The sequence below is a fragment of the Okeania sp. SIO3B5 genome, assembly GCF_010692555.1.
Taxonomy (GTDB): domain Bacteria; phylum Cyanobacteriota; class Cyanobacteriia; order Cyanobacteriales; family Microcoleaceae; genus Okeania.
Genome location: NZ_JAAHHG010000146.1, coordinates 1 through 20,486, shown reverse-complemented (window position 1 = coordinate 20,486; position 20,486 = coordinate 1). Strand labels below are relative to the sequence as shown.

17 protein-coding genes are annotated in these 20,486 nt (G+C 36.8%); 3 read left to right on the top strand and 14 right to left on the bottom strand.

Going from position 1 to position 20,486, the window contains the following annotated elements:
• Nucleotides 1-842: 842 nt before the first annotated feature.
• The 5 genes from proX to F6K54_RS19910 all read right to left on the bottom strand — a co-directional run bounded on the left by proX (nt 843) and on the right by F6K54_RS19910 (nt 8,339).
• Nucleotides 843-2,840, bottom strand: coding sequence for a glycine betaine/L-proline ABC transporter substrate-binding protein ProX (gene proX / locus F6K54_RS19930; RefSeq protein WP_293080912.1), 1,998 nt, complete (start codon nt 2,838-2,840; stop codon nt 843-845).
• Between the two features lie 201 nt (nt 2,841-3,041).
• Nucleotides 3,042-3,563, bottom strand: coding sequence for a transposase (locus F6K54_RS19925; RefSeq protein WP_293080909.1), 522 nt, complete (start codon nt 3,561-3,563; stop codon nt 3,042-3,044).
• The gene (locus F6K54_RS19920) at nt 3,499-4,359 is read right to left on the bottom strand and encodes a transposase (RefSeq protein WP_293080906.1); all 861 of its coding nucleotides are present in this window, start codon (nt 4,357-4,359) and stop codon (nt 3,499-3,501) included. Before F6K54_RS19920 ends, F6K54_RS19925 begins: the two co-directional genes overlap by 65 nt.
• A 206-nt stretch (nt 4,360-4,565) precedes the next feature.
• On the bottom strand, nt 4,566-5,813 hold the full coding sequence (locus F6K54_RS19915; protein WP_293080903.1) for a glycine betaine/L-proline ABC transporter ATP-binding protein: 1,248 nt from the start codon (nt 5,811-5,813) through the stop codon (nt 4,566-4,568).
• 900 nt (nt 5,814-6,713) lie between these two features.
• On the bottom strand, nt 6,714-8,339 hold the full coding sequence (locus F6K54_RS19910) for a hypothetical protein (protein ID WP_293080900.1): 1,626 nt from the start codon (nt 8,337-8,339) through the stop codon (nt 6,714-6,716).
• Between the two features lie 76 nt (nt 8,340-8,415).
• Between F6K54_RS19910 and F6K54_RS19905 the strand changes: the two genes are divergently transcribed.
• Complete coding sequence (locus F6K54_RS19905) at nt 8,416-8,553, top strand: hypothetical protein (protein ID WP_293080897.1); 138 nt, start codon at nt 8,416-8,418, stop codon at nt 8,551-8,553.
• A gap of 486 nt (nt 8,554-9,039) precedes the next feature.
• Here the strand turns inward: F6K54_RS19905 and F6K54_RS19900 are convergent, their stop codons facing one another.
• The 5 genes from F6K54_RS19900 to F6K54_RS19880 all read right to left on the bottom strand — a co-directional run bounded on the left by F6K54_RS19900 (nt 9,040) and on the right by F6K54_RS19880 (nt 13,323).
• Entirely contained in the window at nt 9,040-9,345 is a 306-nt protein-coding gene (locus tag F6K54_RS19900) for a CpeR family transcriptional regulator (RefSeq protein WP_293080894.1), read from the bottom strand.
• Nucleotides 9,346-9,389: 44 nt separating this feature from the next.
• On the bottom strand, nt 9,390-10,010 hold the full coding sequence (locus F6K54_RS19895; protein WP_293080891.1) for a chromophore lyase CpcT/CpeT: 621 nt from the start codon (nt 10,008-10,010) through the stop codon (nt 9,390-9,392).
• 530 nt (nt 10,011-10,540) lie between these two features.
• Nucleotides 10,541-11,083 (bottom strand): phycobiliprotein lyase, encoded by a 543-nt coding sequence (locus F6K54_RS19890; protein ID WP_293080888.1) that lies wholly within the window; start codon nt 11,081-11,083, stop codon nt 10,541-10,543.
• A 208-nt stretch (nt 11,084-11,291) separates the two neighbouring features.
• On the bottom strand, nt 11,292-12,053 hold the full coding sequence (locus F6K54_RS19885) for a phycobilisome rod-core linker polypeptide (protein ID WP_293080885.1): 762 nt from the start codon (nt 12,051-12,053) through the stop codon (nt 11,292-11,294).
• Between the two features lie 400 nt (nt 12,054-12,453).
• A complete protein-coding gene (locus F6K54_RS19880) occupies nt 12,454-13,323 on the bottom strand; it encodes a phycobilisome linker polypeptide (RefSeq protein WP_293080882.1) in 870 nt (289 codons plus the stop codon).
• A 1,466-nt stretch (nt 13,324-14,789) separates the two neighbouring features.
• On the opposite strand from F6K54_RS19880, the gene F6K54_RS19875 reads away from it, so the two are divergent.
• The gene (locus F6K54_RS19875; protein WP_293080879.1) at nt 14,790-14,948 is read left to right on the top strand and encodes a hypothetical protein; all 159 of its coding nucleotides are present in this window, start codon (nt 14,790-14,792) and stop codon (nt 14,946-14,948) included.
• A 180-nt stretch (nt 14,949-15,128) separates the two neighbouring features.
• Entirely contained in the window at nt 15,129-16,736 is a 1,608-nt protein-coding gene (locus F6K54_RS19870) for an MBL fold metallo-hydrolase (RefSeq protein ID WP_293080876.1), read from the top strand.
• 110 nt (nt 16,737-16,846) lie between these two features.
• On the opposite strand, the gene F6K54_RS19865 is transcribed toward F6K54_RS19870, so the two are convergent.
• The 4 genes from F6K54_RS19865 to F6K54_RS19850 form a co-directional block, all read right to left on the bottom strand.
• Nucleotides 16,847-17,161, bottom strand: a complete 315-nt coding sequence (locus F6K54_RS19865; RefSeq protein ID WP_293080874.1) for a DUF6679 family protein — start codon at nt 17,159-17,161, stop codon at nt 16,847-16,849.
• A 470-nt stretch (nt 17,162-17,631) separates the two neighbouring features.
• Nucleotides 17,632-17,931 carry a zinc ribbon domain-containing protein gene (locus tag F6K54_RS19860; protein WP_293080871.1) on the bottom strand — a complete coding sequence of 100 codons (300 nt, stop codon included), beginning with the start codon at nt 17,929-17,931 and terminating at the stop codon, nt 17,632-17,634.
• 186 nt (nt 17,932-18,117) lie between these two features.
• Nucleotides 18,118-18,372 (bottom strand): hypothetical protein, encoded by a 255-nt coding sequence (locus F6K54_RS19855; protein WP_293080869.1) that lies wholly within the window; start codon nt 18,370-18,372, stop codon nt 18,118-18,120.
• A gap of 45 nt (nt 18,373-18,417) precedes the next feature.
• On the bottom strand, nt 18,418-18,588 hold the full coding sequence (locus tag F6K54_RS19850; RefSeq protein WP_293080866.1) for a hypothetical protein: 171 nt from the start codon (nt 18,586-18,588) through the stop codon (nt 18,418-18,420).
• Nucleotides 18,589-20,486 lie beyond the last annotated feature (1,898 nt).

Here is a 20,486-nt window from a genome sequence, read left to right as displayed (position 1 = left end):
TCTACTTAAGCCGACTGTGTAGGGGCACTTTGACTTGTCCCCAGAGAGCGTATTTCAGCTAAGAAAAAACGAAGCAACATGGATTTATCGGTGTTGCGTAGTATCAACTTAGAATCCCTGTGACTTAAGTCCGGGGAGTAGTCAAAAATACAGCTTATACCTGTTACCTGCTAGAGCTGAAAAACATAGACTATCATAGACAAATATCTACAAAATGTCTATGTTTTTACGCCATTAATTTGTGTTATGATCGCATACGTATGCTAAGACCAGAGGATTTTAGCAACGATTATGGAGTGTTTTGCACTCGACTTTTCATCTCTAATGAAAACCCGCCTAGGGAATCCTAAACTCAATGTGTTTGAGCGGAACATTAACCTTCTTTGCCAGTAAACTTATGGACAGGTGAGCAGGAAAATCGCTCTTAGTCACCGATGAAGAGCGTGTCTAGGATTGTCTAGATTTTTAGAAGGTGCTAGGTATTAGTTTTCCAGAAAAAAGTCCGAGGGGTCGGGGGTTTGTCTTAATCAAATCTTCACAAAACTTGGCTACTACTAAAAAAATCGGCTTGTTCAATGCTTGGAGATGGTAATTTGGGATGACTGAAAATAGTTAACACTTTCAAGAAAGTGTTTTACCGAAAAATTCAGGTATAAAGCCTCTCCATTCATGGAGAAAAAAGCGGTCGAGGGATGGATGGGTCTCCTCGCCATATCCAATCGACCAAGAGAAGAAAAAAAATCCTTTTAATCAATCCTCTTATAAATAAGAGGAGGTAATTCTAAATTCTAAATTCTAAATTCTAAATTCTTGAATAAAGTTATGCGTACAATTCCATGATTTCAAATCCATGATTTCAAAGCTACTAACAACCAACTATCAAATAACTCTTGATGACTAGCAACCCATTCTTCAGCATGACGGCGAATATCTACAGGTTTACTCTCCCCATTTTTAACTTTTTCTTGTTGGAGGTTGACATCCTGAAGCGGAATTTCAATCTGTTCAAATAAACTTTTGGCAACTGGATTATCCTGCAAAAAATTCTTATTTGCTAATATCCCAACTCTATCGACTGGAACACCAAGATTTTTTCCATTCACTGAAGTATCTTCTTCGGTGAAATTTCCCTGAGTTTCTAATAAGGATGTAAAAGGAACACTCAACCATTCCACATCCTCCTCAACCTTTAAAATTGAAGCTAACCAATGAGGAGTCCAAGTATAATAAAGAATAGGTTTACCTTGCCGATAACGGGTCAAAGCATCTACCATTAAAGAAGAATAATCTCCTTCAATCTGTTCAACAGTATCCTCAAGTCCGTAAACCTGTAAATGATGATTTATTACTCTTTCACATATCCAACCAGCAGTACAACCGATTAAATTTGCCTTACCATCACCATCTGAATCAAAAAGTTTCGCAATTTTTGGATCTTTGAGTTGTGATAAATCAGTAATATTATATTTCTCAGCAGTCTGTTTATCTATCTGATACCCCGCTTGACAATCAGAAATAAGCGTTCCAACCCGTTCTAATTTATCTTCCCCACCATTCTTTTCAAAAAATTCTTTGTGCGCAACTTGCCAATGAACACCAGTAAAGTCCACATCATCATTACCAACAGCAATGTGCATTGCCGGAACATTCAATTGTTTTGGTCCTTTCACCTGATAACCTAATTTCTCTAGCCCAATATTCACAATCTCTGTAACAAATATACCCGATGTTTCCAGACCAGAAGTAGACTGAACAATAATTCCATTCCCTGGCAATGCTTCATTTTTTGAATTTATAGTAGTTTGGTACATTAATTGCCAGCCAGTAACACCAACCAGCAAAGCAACCAAAATACTTATCCCTAGAGTTGTGTCTTTCTTTTTGGAAAAGTCACGAGAGCGCCACCATCCAATTAAACCTCGCTCTTGCCAAGAAAGAACATTTCCCTGACTAATAGCTTGAGTGATACGGTCGAGCATCACCGCAATTAAAACAATACCCAAACCACCTACAGCAGCTAGTCCGACATTTAAACGACCTAGACCTTGCAATACCATTTGTCCTAATCCCTCTACCCCAATCATTGAGGTGACAACTGACATTGATAAGGCCAACAAAATTGCTTGATTTGTACCAGCCAAAATAGTAGGCAAAGCCAAAGGAATTTGTACTTCTAATAAGACTTGTTGGGGAGTTGAACCAAAAGCTAAGGCTGCTTCTACTGCTTCTGGAGATACTTGCCTAATGCCCAGATTTGTCAGACGAATTAGAGGGGGGACTGCAAAAACAAATGTGGCAATAATACCGGAAACTTCTCCTATTCCAAATAACATTACTACAGGTACTAGGTAGACGAAACTGGGAAGAGTTTGCATAGCATCTAGGAGGGGACGTAATATTTTGTTGAAGCGATCGCTAATAGCAGTAAGAATACCTAGAGGAATACCCACTAACATACAAAATATTACGGCTGTTAAAACTAGGGCCAGGGAAACCATTGCTGCTTCCCAAGCGCCACAAAAACCAATTATAGAAAGAGCGATAATGCTGTAGATGGCTATTTTTCTTCCTGCTAATTGCCAGACTAGCAGGGCAATAATTATGAGAAAAATTAAGGGGGGAATAGCTAGAAAACCAGATTTAACTATTTCCAGAGTATTTTTTATGGGTAAGCTGATGGTTTGAAATAGGGGACGAAAGTTATCAACTAGAAAATTAACGGCAGTGTTAACCCATTCGTCTAGGGGTAAAGTGTAAAACTGGAAAGGATTAAATATTTTGTCTAATCCTCCTTGAGTTGTGGTTATAAAGTAATTTGATATGGGAAATAATTTGAACACTATATTATTGGCTCCTTTGCTCTTAGGTTTAATCCAAATCTTTAGGTGCTGTTTTGGCTTTTGTTTGAGAATAGATAGTTTTGTGAGTTCTCAACGCTACATATGTGACTTACCTACACAGACGCATCTGCTTTCTGTGTAGGCTTCTGATGCCTTTTCAAGGCGGTCAGAACTTCCTGAGAAACAGAAGTGGTTTTAGATTTAGCTATAACCACTTTGTTTTGACGGCGGTTTATAGTCACCGAACAAGTCCAGCCCGACTCGTTTCAAATTGATGGCAGCATTTATATCTCTATCAATTTTTAACTGTAATTCTTCATCAAAATATTCTCTGATACTGCAATCGGTAAACACTATTTCATCTCTATAACAAAGCAATTGAGATGTATAATTTGGTTTAACTTCAACAACACTGGCGTTAGCTTTTTCGGCTACCTGACCCAGCACTTCAAAAAATTGACCAAATGCAGCATCAAGCCAGGATTTATTTAATCCTGATTTGGAGGATTGACCATTAGGCAAATATTTCCCATCTTCATCTTGTTTGATTTGATTTCTGCGAGTTAATCCTGTGAGATTTAATTTCTCATGGAAAAATACTTTTTTACCTGTTTGAATTAATTTGTAAGCTGTTTTGTACTGGAAATCTTTACGACTTCTAGCTATTTTTTGATGAATTTTCCCTTCGCGTTTTGCGTGCTTTACGCCTAGCTTTACTACCATCTTTACGTTTGTTCTTGCGTTGGGATACTTTGGTTAGTTTATCTTGATTTGTTCTTAAAGGTTTGAGAGAAGGTAATTTATTTCCTTGTGATGTGGCTAAATAAATATCTTTGTCTAGGACGGCATCTAAACCTATTGAGTTTTCCCAAGTAGGTTGAATCTTGTCAGTTTTAAACTCAGGGATTGACTTATCTTCTAAACTTAAATTTATCCACCAACCATCAGTTTTTTTTGTTAGTGAAATCTGTTTTATTTTTGCCCCATCAGGTATTATTCTATGGGTTCTGACTTTTATTAAACCTGTTTTAGGAATTGATATATATAACCATTTACTATTAATTGATGAAAATTTTAACCAAGAATCATCAGCATTAGAAAAGGTCAATGAACGATATCTAAATTGACTTTTAAATCTCGGTTTGCCACTACGATTACCTTTACTATCACCTGCTAAAAATCTACAAAATGTTGCTTCTACTCTTTTACAGACATCTTGCAAAACTGTTGAATAAACTTGGGAAAAATCCAGATGCTCCCCTGAGTGTTTGACTTCTACTATAGCCTTTTTCAGTTCTGGTAATTGCTTTGTCTGGTTGTAGTAATTTGGTTTGTCTTTTAACTGTGGTAAATGAGAAATTAGAGGACAAGCATTTATAGGACATCTGTTTTGCTCCCACCAGTTAAAACGTTCTCCTAACATTCTGTTGTACCAATACCGACAAATTCTGAGCCAGTTGTTTAGTGTCAACTTCTGGCTAGTTTCTGGATATATACGATATTGGTAAGTGTACTTCATAGGTGATACAGTTTTCATATACACTGATCGTAATACAATACTTTATAAATGGTTAATTCCATTTAAAAACATTACTGTATAAGGTTTTGACCTGATTTTTAACCTATTTTTTTCTCAAGTCCCGCTATGCAAGACCAACCTTTCTTTTTCTTGAAGAGCTTTCAAGAAATTTGTTAACGAGTAGTTGATATTTCTTAAGTAATTTTTCACCTCAAACTTGTAACTACATCAGAAGCATCTACCATACCTTTAAACTCTTTTTGTTCATCAACTACCGCTACAGGAAATCCTTGTTTGTAAAGGTGAAAAATATTTTCTAAATGAGCAGAAGCATCAATTATAGGAAAATCAGTTTCTATAATCGCCATAAGATCTTCGTTTTCCTGCTTAAGACTCGTTTCTAGATGTTCTTTTTTCACCAAATCAATAGGTTTATTGTGTTTATCAAGTACATATTCCTGTTTAAGACTCATTTCTAAATGTTCTTTTTTTACCAAACCAACAGGTTTATTGTGTCCATCAACCACATACATAACCTGGAGATTATGGTCTAACATTTTTTTCAGCCCAGAACCAACAGAATCTTGACCAATCTTCAGAGAAACAGTTTTATTAATAATAGAACCTACTGTAATAAATTGGGCAGGATTTACCTCTTGAATAAAAGCAGTAATATAGTCATCTTTTGGTTGAGTGAGTAATTCTTCTGGTGTCCCCAATTGAACAATTGCCCCTGCTTTCATAACAGCAATACGATCGCCCAGTTTCAAAGCCTCTTGAATATCATGACTAATAAACACAATAGTTTTGTGTAACTCTTTCTGAAGTCGCAACAATTCATCCTGCATCTCTCCCCTAGTCAATGGATCAAGAGCACTAAAAGCTTCATCCATTAATAAAATTTCTGCATCAGTAGCCAAAGCACGGGCCAAACCCACTCGTTGCTGCATTCCCCCACTCAAAGAGGTTGGTTTATAATCTGCCCATTTAGCCAAACCCACAACTTCTAATGTTTCTAGTGCTTTCTGGCGACGATTAATTCGTTCAACTCCCCGCACCTTTAGTCCATACTCTACATTTTCAACGACTGTTTTGTGAGGAAATAACCCAAAGCGTTGAAACACCATTGAGACCTTATTCAGCCGTATTTCTCGCATTCGTTCCTCATCAGCATGAGCAACATCCTCATCATCAATATAAATATGTCCGCTAGTGGGATGAATCAAACGATTAATACATCGAGCCAGGGTAGATTTTCCTGAACCGGATAACCCCATTAATACAAATATTTCCCCTTGATTAATCTCAAGAGATATATCGGCCAATCCTAATACATTACCTGTAGATTGCAGTATATAATCTCTTGTTTTACCTTCCCGAAACAACTTAAGAGCGGCAAGATGTTTTTTGCCATAAATTTTAATTAGATTTTTTATAATTATTTTGGGTGGCATATCTTCACTAATGGATAATTGATAATGGATAATTGATAATAGATAATTGATAATTAGGGCTTGTTGATTAAACCTAAACGTCTTTAAAGATAAAGGTAAGTGCCTTTTTGGGTCTGAAATACCTTGGCTTTCAGCTGTTCATGCTCAAAAAATTACCATTTTAGGCGCATCGTTGGGCAAAAAAAAATTACTTTCCTGCTCCTCTACTCCCCTACTCCCCTTTTCCCCTACTCCCCTCCTGGGAGGGGTTAGGGGTGGGTTGGGAGGGGCGAGGGGTGGGTCCCCTACTTCTTAAAAAAGACTTTTGAGCGCAAACCCTAATTATCTCTCCCTTTTAGGGCTATGCTTTATAAACATCTTTGTTAACATAAAACTTGACAACATAGACAAGTTATGAGTTGGTTTTTGATAGGATTTTTTAACTGTTTAGTTATTTCTGCCATCCTGCACTAGATAATTACTTGAGCAAACTGTATTTAATGTGTAAGCATTCAGCTATTAGCTGTCAGCTAGCCTCCTCCGGTAGGAGGCTGGCTGACGGCTGAATGCTTACTTTAATGTTTATATTTGTTTGATACCTTTTTTTTTATTCCACTCCCCTACTACCCTGCTCAATAATACGAATTGAAAAGTTTTTGAGAAATAGTATAACTAATCACCCAGATAACTAAAACATTCCTCATTTTGCACCTGATCGCCATGATGCGACTTAGGTTCTCTCCGCTCTTCCTTATAGAATATTAAAGATTTAATCTCTACATTCATCAATTAGCAATTAGCGGAGAGTATTTGTCGCTTGGGAAATAAACAATTACCTTCTTTTCCCTGATTTTTTCTTGATTTTCCCAACTAAAACTTTTAAATTTCGGAATAGATCGAAAGAATCACATTGTTTAAATTTTATCTAGAAAAAGTACGATTTTGCCATCTATTAAGAATGTGATTTTCTGCCATCATAGATGTAGTTTGTAACTCAGAAATTTGCTTTCTTGAAGCCTGTACTGTCTCTGCTTGATCGTGAAATTCTTGTTGCAATTTAGTCAGTTTATTGTGGTAATCTGCAATTATTTCTTTTTGCAATTTTGACTGTTTTTCTAAGGCTTCATAAGTTTCTTTTGATACCATTGAACCAACTATAGATTCAAGATATTGCAACTTATTAAGTTGCTCCTGTAACTGGTGCTGCAAAGCTTCATAATTTTCTTTTGACACCATTAAATCAGCCTGTTCTTTAAAACTTTGCAACTTATTTTGCTGTTCTTGTGACTGATTTTGCAAAGTCTCATAAGCTTCTCTAGAAACCATTGTGGTAATTTGTGCTTCTAGATGTTGCAACTTATCTTGTTGCTCTTGTGACTGATTTTGCAGGGTATCATAACTTTCCCGCAATACCATTGAAGCTATTTGAGATTCTAGTTTTTGAAGTTTAGTTTGCTGCTCTTGTGACTCTTGCTGAAGATTCTCATAAACTTCCTTAGATACCATGGAGGTTATCTGAGATTCTAGTTGCCCAAGTCGATCTATTTGCTCCTGTGACTGGTGTTGTAAAGAATCATAAACTTCCCTAGATACCATCAAAGCAATTTGCTCTTTAAATTGAGCTATTTGTTCTTGTGACTCTTGCTGAAGATTCTCATAAACTTCCTTAGATACCATGGAGGTTATCTGAGATTCTAGTTGCCCAAGTCGATCTATTTGCTCCTGTGACTGGTGTTGTAAAGAATCATAAACTTCCCTAGATACCATCAAAGCAATTTGCTCTTTAAATTGAGCTATTTGTTCTTGTGACTCTTGCTGAAGATTCTCATAAACTTCCTTTGACACCATGGAGGCTATCTGAGATTCTAGTTGCCCAAGTCGATCTATTTGCTCCTGTGACTGGTGTTGTAAAGAATCATAAACTTCCCTAGATACCATCGAAGCAATTTGCTCCTCTAGTTGCTTGAGTTGAGCTAGTTGTCCTTGAGATTCTTGCTGGAGAGTTTGATAACTTTCCTGAGATACCATCAAATTTACTTGCTCTTCTAGTTGCTTGAGTTGAGCTAATTTTTCTTGAGACTCTACGATTGCTTTTTTATCTTCTTCTAATTGCTTCTGTAAAGTTTCATAACTTTCTCTTGGCACCATAGCACTCATTTGTTCTTCCAAATGTTTAACCTGTGCCATCTGAGATGCCAACTCTTGTTGTAAAGCTTGATAACTTTCCGATAACTGATTTTGTGTTTCTACGGACTCAACTAATGGTTCTGGGACTGTTACTATATCCAATTTCTCATCAGATACTTCATTTGTCTTCAGATCACTATTTACTGTCTCAGATTGATTGTCCAGATTTGCTTGGATCTGTGCCGCCTCTCTCAAAATTGCAAGGTCTCCTCTAGCAATACGCTCAATTAACTCAGACCTGGATAAACCAAGTCCAGTTGCTACCTCCTTTAGCCTCTCAGCGCTAGTGGGGGTCAGAGACACACCGACTTTAACCTTGCTTTCTGAATATGAGGTGGCACCACTACGTTTTTTTGCCATTATAAATCTCCATTGGCCACCATACTGTTTCTAGTATACCGTTGAATGGTATTCCTTAGTTAATTATGGTATTCCCGTGAAGAAGGCAGAAGGCAGAAGGCAGAAGGCAGAGGGCAGAAGGCAGAAGGCAGAAGGCAGAGGGAAGAAGGAAAAATTGCTTATGGATAGTCAACGAGAGGATAAAAAGCGATCGAGGGATGGATGGGTTTCCTAACCATATCCAATCGACCAAGAGAAGAAGTAATATTTCCTTATATTCAATTCCGTAACGGTTTTAACCAGAGGTAATTATCCATTATCCATTATCCATTATCCATTAATTAGGGCTTGCTGAATAAATATAAAAGTATTGACTGATATTGGTTTGAGGAATTTTAGGTCTCGAAATTGTAGCAGCTTTTCGGTTAATAGAGTTGAAAAAATGAGTCTGAAAGGGGCAGGGGCGAGGCAGATAAATCAAGAAACCATTATTACAAGGACTTTCTCTATAACTTCCCCAAACTCCTGACTCTTAACTATTCCCCCTCCTGGGAGGGGGAGGGGCGAGGGGTGGGTCCCTATTCCCTGCCTCAGCAAAAAGACTTTTGAGCGCAAACCCTAATTAATAATTAAATAATTAATTATTAATTATTCGGTAATTATTAATTATTAATTATTCGGTAATTATTAATTATTAATTATTCATTATTAATTGTTGAATCTAACCTCGTTCATCAAATCTTGTATAGAAACCGCCGTTCTTGACCCAGTATTGTTTCAAATCGTGGTGAGGTGTATGAAGACTCGCTCTTGCTTGATAAAGAACTACTTTTCTATGATTACCAATCCAAATTTTCTTGATAGGTTTGACAGATATCAAACTACCGCCCAATGCTTCAACACATTCTGTGAACCTATCAACTGTAGAATATTCTACTGTCTCAAACAAGAAAAAATTTCCTGAACAGATTAAATGTCTACTTCTGATCCAGCTTTGCATTTTTTTTTCTGCTATTGGTGGCAACATTTTCTATTAGTCCTCCTTCAAGACTGTTTCATAATTTGTTGCCTTCAATTTTTTATTGGTAATTCATGAGCAAAACTTATTTGTTTTTCAAATTTTAAACGTCCTGCTGTAGATCCCCAAACCTGTTTGTGTTCCTTAATATCCTTTCCTATATCTAAACTTTCCCATGTTTGCTCAGTTAATTCTACTTCACTAACAAGATAAGTCTCACACCCTCTCTTATTAATTAAACATTTATTTCCAGGTTCAACACTCCCTAAAAATTTTTCTCCATCTCGTTTAAAAACCATTGAGCAATGATAACGACGTTCTATATTTTCTGGAGTAATAGTATGTAAAATATCAAGTTCTCTTGCTGCACCTGCATAGAGAATAGGGTCTTTGAGACGATAATTTTCTATATAAATATGGTCGCCTTTATCTATAAGTTGATGGACTCCTTGACGATATGGCTTCCAAAGGTCATAGTCATAAACTTGCTCTGAATAAAAACCTATGCCTGAAAAAAATTGATATGGCAAAGGTCGGAAATAAACATGAATATGAGCATAAAGAACTCTATTGGCAGAAGCTTGTTTTTGATTACTAAAGCCTCCTGCCATCCAACTAGCTAGAGTAATAATATTGTTTGATTTTGTCTGATTTTCTGTATAGGAAATAGTCATTTCAGTTATCAGTTATCAGTTATCAGTTATCAGTACCTCAAGTCTGTTTGCGCAGCATTCCGTAGGAAAACAGGAGGCTTGAAATACGGAGTTCCATTTTCTCTTGGTCGAATTATGGCTCCGAAACCTCACCATCTCTCGACCGCTTTTTTTCCCCTTAAAAGAGGAGGTTTGAGACCAGAAATTTTTGGTCACATTTTACCTTCCCTTTTTTTTATTCATAATCCTTTTTTTTATTAGATTAGATCGCCAATTCTGACTAACTGAGTCAAATTATATTTTTTTAAAGTATGTATTAAGCTAGGTAAGGTAAATGACTAAATTTCTAGATTACCTGTTCTCTACAATTTCAGATTTTTTACCCGATCCAAACAAGATAAGATTATAGATATTAAAGATTAAATGTCTGGATAAATTGAATTACAAATTACTTTTGGGAAGAACTTAAAAACTTAGATAAATTTTGGTTAAATCTATTTTGTCTACCTACTTATTCTGGTTTTTTGCTACTTATTATAATAGATTGGGACTTATGATTCTTCTTCCTTTGATAAAGAACGAATTTCTGATGAAAAAGAAGCAGTTAATACACCTTTACCATCACTCGTTTTAATCAAGGATACTCGAAACCTCAGATTAGGAGTACCAAACCAAATTTTTTCTTCTGCAGCAGCACGGTCATACTCTGTATGTAGAATAAAAGTACCATCTTCAGTAATTTGATATTCTCCCACCGCAGCAATAGTTTCTGCATAACCTTGGGAACGTAATAACTTTCCTTTTTTGAGATTATCCAGATCGGGTATTGGCACTAATACACAACTACCTTCAATAACTTCATCATCATCCCAGTCAGATTCTCCTTGCCAACTCATCTGAAAAGGAGAAACAGCTTTAGCAATATCTACTTCACTAAACTTACACAATTCTATAACTTCAGGAGCCGTTTTTGGTAAAGATACAATATCTATCGTGGACCTAACTTCCTCAAAATGACTAAATGCTAAATTATGGCCACTACGTTGCGATCGCCAGCGTCCTATAGAGCGTTCAACAAATTCTACAACATTCATTATTCCTCTCTTGAATAATATTTCATCAGGAACCTGTTAGTTGAAAACAGGTCCCTCTTAAAATAGCAATTAGCAGTCAGCGGTCAGCGGTCAGCTCTCAAGGCGTATGATGGAAGATTAAAACCCCCAGAACACGCACACTACTAATTTTTCAAATAAGCGTGGGGGACGCCGAACCCGCCGATTTTAGCTGATAGCTGATAGCTTGTTAACCAACTTCAGTAATTTTCAGGATTTTACCACCTGTTCTCTGAATGCTGTTAATTTTTGAAGTTAGCTGCTCGTAAGATACTGTATAGGTTGTTTTACTCAATTTTACAACAGGACCAATACCAGTTTTAGTAACTAAGATTTGGAAACGTTTGTCTGTATTACTATAAGGTCCACTTAAATATGCAGGTGGAACAATTTCCGTAGCAAGGTTAGTAGCTAAATCTGAAGTTAGTCGGGAAGATTTATTTCTGTCACTTGTAGCATATCCTCGTTCCAGAGCAAATGTCCGATTAAACGTGACATTTTTCATCCCAACTAGAGTGCTATTACCCCGTGGGTATGGAACAATGTTTTCCCCAAAGTTTTCAATATACTCTTCGCTGTCTATATAAGAATCAATTTCTGCCTCATATCCTTTTTCATTGTATATAAGGATATGTTCAGAAATTTCTGCTTGGTCTTCGGGAGAGCGACCTAATAAATGCTTAAAGTTTAGTTCTATGAATCCATAGGGAGAAGAGGATTCAAAAAACAAGGAGAAATATAGGTCGGATTTAGCAACCATACTAACAAATTGACGGACAGAAATATCTCCATTTCGGAGTGATGATTCCCCGCTAGTTAGACGTTGACTCTCCATTACATGGATATTTCCCAAAACTTGCTTATAAACAGCTCGAATCACTGCTTGTAATTCATCTTCTGTAGCATTATAACGTAGTTCTATTGGATCTATTGTGTCTACCCAAAGTGACATTCTTAACTCCTCTAGTTAAAAGATTTTGATTTTTTTCTATTCAGATGATTGCAGTTTTCATGGTTAATAGCCATTAGTTAAACAAGTACAAACATCATAGCCATCAACCATGAATTACTGCAAAATTATTGAAAAATTTTACCCTTGATTTCTCCTTGAATATTGCTAAATTAACACCATGAAAGCTGTGATAATTTAACTTTTATTTATTAGGAATCTACCAAGTTACATCTCCCACACTAAGCTGACGCTATAGTGTAAGCTCTCTAGTTTCGTAGCCCCGGTATCCCGTCAGGCAAGCGCGTGCTTTAAGGACGGAATGCCCTACCGCCCTATTTTTGATATTTATCGCCGCATTTAAGTCGAGGTCTACTACTATTGGGCAATCTAATTTTTAGACCTAGCTAACAGGAGTAATACTGGAAATTACACCACCCTGCTGATGAATTCTTTGGTACTCTTGGGAAAGTCGCTCGAAAGGCACCAAAAATACTTGATTGCTACGGCGGAATCTGGAAACACGATTTACTACTTTTGAGCGGTAAGCTGTTACTTCAATGCGGTAAACTTTACCACCAGAATCAGCTCCTACTCCCTGTCTAGTTCTAGCAGCTAAAGGGGTATCTTGGAATGACCAACCATCTGAACCGCCAGAAGGAGGAACTACTGCTAAAGGTGTTTCTTGAATCACATATTTATTCAAAGCAGGGCTTTTTCCAGACAAACTGCCTTTTAAATCGCTGCTGGAAGCACCTCGCAATAGTTGAAACATATGAGTAAAACCAACCATTTTTTTGCCTGTTTGGGTTTTATAGCCTCGATAATAAGGAACTATATTTTCCCCATAAGCACTATCATATTCCTCACTATCAATGTAGGAATCAATATCAGCTTCAAAACTTCCTTCATCAAGGATATTGCTGTGAAACTTCATATCATCGTAGCCATCGGGAGCTCGACCTAAAAAGTGCTTAAAATTTAATTCAATTGCACGATAGCGGGGGCAACTGTCAAAGAACCGAGAACGATACAAGTCAGAACGTCCAACTTGACGTACAAATTCACGGACAGTAATTTCGCCTTCTTTGAGTTGGGACTCTGGTACAGTGAGTCTTTCACTATCCATGACGTAAGCATTGCCCAGAACTTGCTTATAGACAGCTCGAATCACAGTTTCTTTTTCTTCTGATGAGCTTCCGGGCAACAGTTCCACGGGTTCTGTATCTTCAAAAAGGCCAACTCCTAATTGAGATGCTGGTCCAAAAACCATTTGAACTATCTCCTAGGTAAAATCTGGTTTGCTGAAAAAATGTATTTTTTAGTTACAAAACTGAAAAATTTTGGCTCATTACAACAATCTATTCCTGAAACAGAAACTTAGATTGTATAAACTTATGAGCTTATTTCTTTTAGTTTTCTACTTTTGTGACGTTCTCCCACGTTAACCGCAAGGGTATAACGCAGGCTTCCCCACCTCGCAGATAGGGCTTCCTGTTTTGCTGGCGCAACGCTGCGCGTTATATGTCGCGGAGCGAAACGCGGGAAGTGGAACAACTTAACCCTCCACAGGCAGACACGATGAGACCCACCGTGCTTTTGTACTGAACAATTCTGTTCTCCGCACCCGCACCCTCAAGAGTTTTACCTTTTCACGGGCTGAGCACGAATTTCTGAATTTAACCCCTTACTCTATGTTGTTTTCATGGTTCACAGCACGTATTACCGCTACTCCTGATGTCATCATCATAGTACAAGTATAGGCACACAATGACCAGCTACGCTAAAAGCAAAGGATATTCTGTCGCTCTTGATTATCCGAAATTACATTAAGCGGATGCTTCACAGTTTATTTATTGGTCGGCCCGTTAACATTTCGTATAACAGGATACCCCTTTGCGACATTCAAGTTGGAATATACACTACCAGCAAGCTCTTAATCATAAAGAATTATAAAGTTTTATAAATATATAGAAATATATAGTAGATTTTTTCTCATTAAAGTTAAGCTAGCAATTACAGCAATTATCGAGTTGATGAAGTACAAAGTTTATTGCTCTAGGGAACAGGGAATACACAAATAAATAGTCTTAATACTGTACCTTACACTTCCTCAAAAATGCTGTAATATCAAAAATTGTTCAGGAAAAATATATCAAAACTTTTTAACTATGAGATTTTTGGCAATGCAATATTTAATTTGAAAAACTTGTGAAAAATATAGATTCTTGTAGAAGTTTTTTTTTAATTATCAAGTCAAAAATTTTTCTGATTATCTGTCCTACATAATCGTGCAAAGTTTAACCCTAATTTATGCTGAATGTATTGAACTAGCCTCAAATCAAAATAAATATAGCTACATTTAAAAGCACTTTTTTTATAGTAAAAATGTCTAGAATCTGAAACAATCACGAAGCAGGCAGATAGCAAATATTATTGACATTCTGTTGCTTGCTAGAGCTGAAAAATATAGACCATCCTAGACAAATATCTACAAAATTTCTATGTTTTTACGCCATTAATCTGTGTTATCATTACATATGTCTGCTAAGACCAGAGGATTTTAGCAACGATTATAGAGTGTTTTGCACTCGACTTTTCATCAAGATACGAAAACCCGCCTAGGGAATCCTAAACTCAATGTGTTTGAGCGGAACATTAACCTTCGCGTGCCAGTAGACTTATGAACAGGTGAGTCAGAAAATCGCTCTTACTCACCGATGAAGAGTGTGTCTATGATTGTCTAGATTTTTAGAAGGTGAAACAAGCCATGCTAACATTCAGCAAACTAATTCAGTGTTAGACATGGCCAAATATCATAGTTCCTTGACAGGGATAGAAGCCAAAATTGAATACCATCCTGCATTTGAGGAACTAGGAGAATTGTATGAATGCTAGAAATGCTCTGCTATTAACTAGATGCAAACTCAGAACTTGTCAGAATCCGAAGTAGAAAAGCGTCTGATGAAAAAGTTTAACATTCAATGGGCTTATGTCCTTAAAGCTCGTGGAGCCCGATGCAATGGCAGGGCAGGGAAACGAGAAGCCCGCACTATAGTGCCAGCTTAGTGTGGGAGTATGTTACAATGTTTAGCTTACAGTGTAGGTCATGCAGATGATGGAATATGTCTGCTAGTCCAGATAGGGCCGCACCGGGTTTTATTAGATTGTGGTATTACAGACATTTCATTATTAACTAACAATAATGAAAATAAACAACTATTACCAGCAGATATTGTCCTATGTTCTCACGCACATTCAGACCATGCTCAAGGACTGTTTGCACTTCATCAAGCTTTTCCACAGTTACCAATATACGCTAGTGAAGCAACAACGAAACTTTTACCTATCAATTGGTCAAAATTTGCTGTTTCTGAAATCCCTGACTTCTGCCAACCTTTACCTTGGCACTCACCAATAGAACTTTGTAGCGGTCTAACAGTAGAGCTTTTTCCTGCTGGTCATTTACCTGGAGCAACAGTGTTTCTTCTTACTTACACTGCTGAAAATAATCGAACCTATAAGCTTTTGTATACAGGAGATTTATTTTTATCCAATAGTCGTTTAGTAGAAGGTTTGCCTCTGGAAGATTTACGAGGACTCAAGCCAGATGTGTTAATAGTTGAGGGTAGTTATGGTACAGCTCGTTATCCACATCGCCGACAGTTAGAAAATCATCTTGCAGAAAGAATATATCAAGCTATTACTTCTGGAATATCGGTTATTTTGCCCACTCCTGCTTTAGGATTAGCACAAGAATTATTAATGCTTCTGCGCAGCCATCACTATTTCACAGGTCGCGATCTGGACATTTGGGTGGAGGAACAAGTTGCCCAAGTTTGTGACCTTTATTTACAACTATTATCCCAATTTCCTCCAGCAGTTAAAAATTTTGCTCAACATCAACCTTTATTTTGGGACGAAAAGGTAAGACCGCGCGTGCTGAGGCAGTTACCAGGAAAATTTCCTTCTGGAGAAAAACCTTATATTCTCATTGCGGATCGGGATACTGATTTGAGTCAATATATTGTTAATCAAGATAATTCTTTTGTTGTGTTAATGCCTGAAACACCAGGAAAAATTTCACAAGAGTTGAATTTTGTTCATACTGAAACATATCTTCTGACCGAGCATTGTGATGGACTGGGAACAACACAGTTAATTCACAACTTACGTCCTCAACACATAGTTTTTGTTCATGGCTGTCCTAGTTATTTGGCTGACCTTACTAATCTTGAAGAGTTACGCAACCGCTATCAACTTCATTCTCCAGGAAATGGTACTTTGGTAGAGTTACCAATTGGTGATACATTTATAGTACCTACATTACCTGAAATTAATTATGAGGGAGAATTAACTGAGTTAGACACAGAGGTAATAATTTCTTTGCCTCAGAGAATTACAAATGATACTCGTTGGCAATTTTTTGCTGATACGGGTATTGTTGAAGTCCGTTGGCAAGGAGAAGAGTTAGTGATGAAAGGAATTTCTCAACGACAACTTCTTTCTCAGACTGGCGATCGTTTTATTTCTCCTGAGTTAGATTGTTGTGGCAATTGTTTATATTATAGAGGACAACATTGCTCAAATCCTACTTCAGCTCTGTATGGATTTAGGGTAACATCTGATGGTTACTGCCCTATGTTTAAGTCCCTTCATTTTCCTTCTACTGAAGAAATTGAATGAAATGATTAATTCATCAAGCTGCATTATTATAGAAGCATTGATTTAAGACATGGTTTTGTATTTAGCAATCAGATACCAGTAGATACACATTAATATCATATCTTACAATATTATTCCTGCTGATTTGATTCTGGGTAGTGATTGCGAATTCTTTCAGCTTCTGGACAATCTTCAGAGACTAGAGGGTCAATATTACTTCTTGGTACAGATGCTAATTTTTGGGTAATCGCCCCTATACTTTCTAAACGTACCATTTCTTCCCAAGAACATATTTCATCATCTTCATCTGTTTCATAGCGTATAGTTACTAAATCTCCCTCTATATCTAATATCTTTGCTTTTTCAATCCAACGCTGCTGATCTCGCAAAAAAATACAGACTTCACGACCATCACAACAAAGTTGATATATCTTGCGTTGTAGCATTGGCTTTTTATACTCCCAGTCAATAAGTTCGATCAAATATATTTACAACAGAAGACTATTTACTGAAAATGTTGACAAATAAAAATTTTTTCCCTAAACTTGTTGAGTTGAGTGGACGATCAACTAAGGTCTATGACTAAGGTCATTACCATCAACATATAACTCCTACAAAGGAATTGTTAGAAGAGATATTAATTTTTCAACTTGCAACATTATAAAGTTAAAAGAAAGTGCTGTTAGTCTGTAATACTACATTAAACATTCACTCCTAGAAACATTGTAGCTTAAATATAAGCTTTTAGAACAATTTCTTGCCCTGAGATACAATGTTAAGGATACTTGATTTTATTTTCATTTTTTTTATTCTACTATTATACAATAGCAATTAATAGTGAAAATAAAAGTAAGTAATTTTATTTTAAGTATTATTAAAGCTTTTAGCTGAGTGACATAATCCCGCCGACACCGAATCAAAGATTAGAGCGAGGGCTTATAAAGCTCGCCATTAATAGTTTCTGCATAGTACTTAAGTCTAGGCGTAAAACCTCCGACAGTATGCTGTTAGCAGACATTTTCCGTTCTCCGCCGTCCACTGTTACTTTTTCCAGTCCTCTGAGTCTAATCACCTGAGCTGCCACATGATCTCTGTGGGTTCTGTAGTTGCATTCTGGACAAATATGCTCTTTGTTGGCTGAATTTTTTTGCACTGCTGCAACACATTTTGGACCGTTCTGACCTGTAGCTTTGGGCCAGTTTTTTCCAAATAACAACTATGCTTCCGGGACACCCACTTGATTAGGTCAAGGAACTGTCAAAAAGAAGCATTAATACAATCTTTTCCTAGCATTCCTCTATTGAGTCCAATTGTGTTGAGAGCTTCTGAAAAGATTGTTTCGGTTTGGTCACACAGAAGATGTGCAGTCTTCAGATATTCAGATATAAAGTCACTACAAGTATTAGCGATTTGTTTGATGATAGAGTATTGCTACTTTGACTTGTGCCGATACTATTTTGCTAAAATTTGTTAACAATAGACAGCAAGGCCAATCTGCTGAAGGGCTATCTCCCAATGCGGTAGAAAAATTTTCTACCACGCTTTTGTTAAGAATTCCACGCGGGACCTTTAAGTCGCGATTTAGGCGAAAACCATCGTTACCAGTAAAATTTTTTTTACCGCCTAAATTATTCAGTATTTCTCCAGCCCAACTCACAGTTTTGATCGTATAAGCTTCTGAAACATCTAAGACAATTTTGTTCTATTCAGCAGCTTTATGTTTCAAGAAAAGTTCAAATCTGTAATGTGCCCAATTCAGCATTTGTCTGACTGACTTACTTCTGAGTTCTCTGCTTGATTTGGTTCTCATCAGAGAAACTTCAAAAATAGGTAGTAAAATCACATCAAAGTTTTGAAAGCGTTTGCGCAGCATTCCGATAGGAAAGCTCCTCTGAAAGAGGCACTAGGAATAAAGCTGTTTTATGGTACACCTCCGAAATGAGATTTCTAATCTTTAATCTCGTTCGATTAGCTTCTTTTTTCTGGTATTACGGTCGCTCCACAGACTGACACTACTAGCCCAACAGTCATACTTAATCCTAACACACTATTGGCAAAACTACAAAATTGATTAGTTTTGATCCTGATGCTCCCCTTAGGGATAGCCTATGCTTTATAAACATCTTTCTTAACATAAAACTTGACAAAAATATCATTTGATGAATTAGACCCTGAAAGCTCCTAGTATCGTTGCGATCGCAACGACAAAAACAACTTTTAGGAATACACAAGTTAGTCAATTTGTCAAATCAGTAAAACCAATAAAATGTTCGTAAGCTTTTTATAACAGGCATTATCCACTTTTGTAAAGAATTTTGCTGATAATGGATAGTTAGGGAAAGCAAGGGTTTTCAACGAACATTGAGATAAAAAACATCTATCCACATCACACTTTCTTGAAGCTAACCAGTCCTTATCAGCATGAATGTATTTTTCTCATCCCAAGAAAGAATACCAAAAATACTGGGGGAGTCCATGTATCCCAATGCTGATCTGAGGGTACAGCACGGGACTTATTGCTCCCTCAAACCCCCTATCAAGTTTTATATTTTTTTTTACTTTTATTAAACTACAGATAATTTTTGTTATAAATATTGAAATTTTTGTTTAAGAGCTGATCGCTCGAGCAAATATTAAAATGACTTGACAGGATCTAAGCCACAAGGGCATAATTTTCGGCTCATGCTAGAAAGGAGTTTTAACTTAGTTGACAAATCAACTCTAACGTATGTCAATTTTACCTAAATAAAACGGGAGCATGAAAGCCATCGTCTTTGAAGCGATGGATCAAAGGCGAGGAGTCGGATTTTAATCCAATGTATTTTATTTGACCGAAAAGCAACCTTGAAGGCCCCCGTGTTTGAACCTATCCCTTACCCATAAGTCTTGAAACCCTTTTTGGGAGCAGGGGAGCAGTGAGCAGGGGAGAAAGAAGAAAAAATCATAGTAACTAAGTAAAACTACTGAAGTTGTCAAAAAAAAGTATTTTTCCATACATTTTTTCTCCCGAAAAAGCAGAACCAAGACTTATACATGACTCGTCTATTTTGTCAAGCTTTATGTTAAGAAAGATGTGGGTAAAGCATAGGTGTTTGAACCCTGGGGATGAAAACAAGGTAGTCGTTTGGACTAGACAACTAAAGTTTTCCTCTGTTACTATGAGCAACAAAAAGTTTTCGTTCGGCCCGTTTCAAATATACTGTTGTCAGCAAGTTTTAGTAGGTAAAAATCCTGAATTAATTGCTATCTTAACATTCTTAATGTGAACAGTCTCACAAGCTCACTAACATGGGAATATATTATGCCAGACAATTATATTTTAAGTCTTACAAAACTCTGGGTAAGTATGACGCAGGAATTGGTCTACAAAAATAACAATCACTATAAAGTTTTACATTCGCTCTTCAGCACAACGAATTCTGCTTAGAATCCCCGTGAGTTTAGTCCGGGGAGTAGTCAACAATAAAGAGTTAGACAAAACTTACCATTGGAGTCAGCATGACATACTTATTTAGATAAGATTATAGTATTGTTGATTTATTCAAACTTCTATACCTAGGGCTTGCTGATTAAACCTCAAAGTATTGACATATAAAGACAAGTGTCTTTTTGGGGCCTTTAAAAAGTACCTGGTATCACGTCTAAAACGCTCAAAAAGGAGCGTATTTTAGGCGCATAGTTGGGCAGAACAATCTTGGGACAAAACTTAGCTCCTACTTCCTCGCTCATTCCCCGTTCCTCCTGTCTCCTACCCCAGCAAAAAGACTTTCA

Coding starts and splice junctions, on each gene's coding strand:
- F6K54_RS19880 (WP_293080882.1), bottom strand. CDS start 13,323: ATGGTTTTTGGACCAGCATCTCAATTAGGAGTTGGCCTTTTTGAAGAT.
- F6K54_RS19920 (WP_293080906.1), bottom strand. CDS start 4,359: ATGAAGTACACTTACCAATATCGTATATATCCAGAAACTAGCCAGAAG.
- F6K54_RS19925 (WP_293080909.1), bottom strand. CDS start 3,563: ATGGTAGTAAAGCTAGGCGTAAAGCACGCAAAACGCGAAGGGAAAATT.
- F6K54_RS19870 (WP_293080876.1), top strand. CDS start 15,129: ATGTTACAATGTTTAGCTTACAGTGTAGGTCATGCAGATGATGGAATA.
- F6K54_RS19865 (WP_293080874.1), bottom strand. CDS start 17,161: ATGCTACAACGCAAGATATATCAACTTTGTTGTGATGGTCGTGAAGTC.
- F6K54_RS19900 (WP_293080894.1), bottom strand. CDS start 9,345: ATGTTGCCACCAATAGCAGAAAAAAAAATGCAAAGCTGGATCAGAAGT.
- F6K54_RS19885 (WP_293080885.1), bottom strand. CDS start 12,053: ATGTCACTTTGGGTAGACACAATAGATCCAATAGAACTACGTTATAAT.
- F6K54_RS19915 (WP_293080903.1), bottom strand. CDS start 5,813: ATGCCACCCAAAATAATTATAAAAAATCTAATTAAAATTTATGGCAAA.
- F6K54_RS19895 (WP_293080891.1), bottom strand. CDS start 10,010: ATGACTATTTCCTATACAGAAAATCAGACAAAATCAAACAATATTATT.
- F6K54_RS19850 (WP_293080866.1), bottom strand. CDS start 18,588: ATGCTGCGCAAACGCTTTCAAAACTTTGATGTGATTTTACTACCTATT.
- F6K54_RS19890 (WP_293080888.1), bottom strand. CDS start 11,083: ATGAATGTTGTAGAATTTGTTGAACGCTCTATAGGACGCTGGCGATCG.
- F6K54_RS19910 (WP_293080900.1), bottom strand. CDS start 8,339: ATGGCAAAAAAACGTAGTGGTGCCACCTCATATTCAGAAAGCAAGGTT.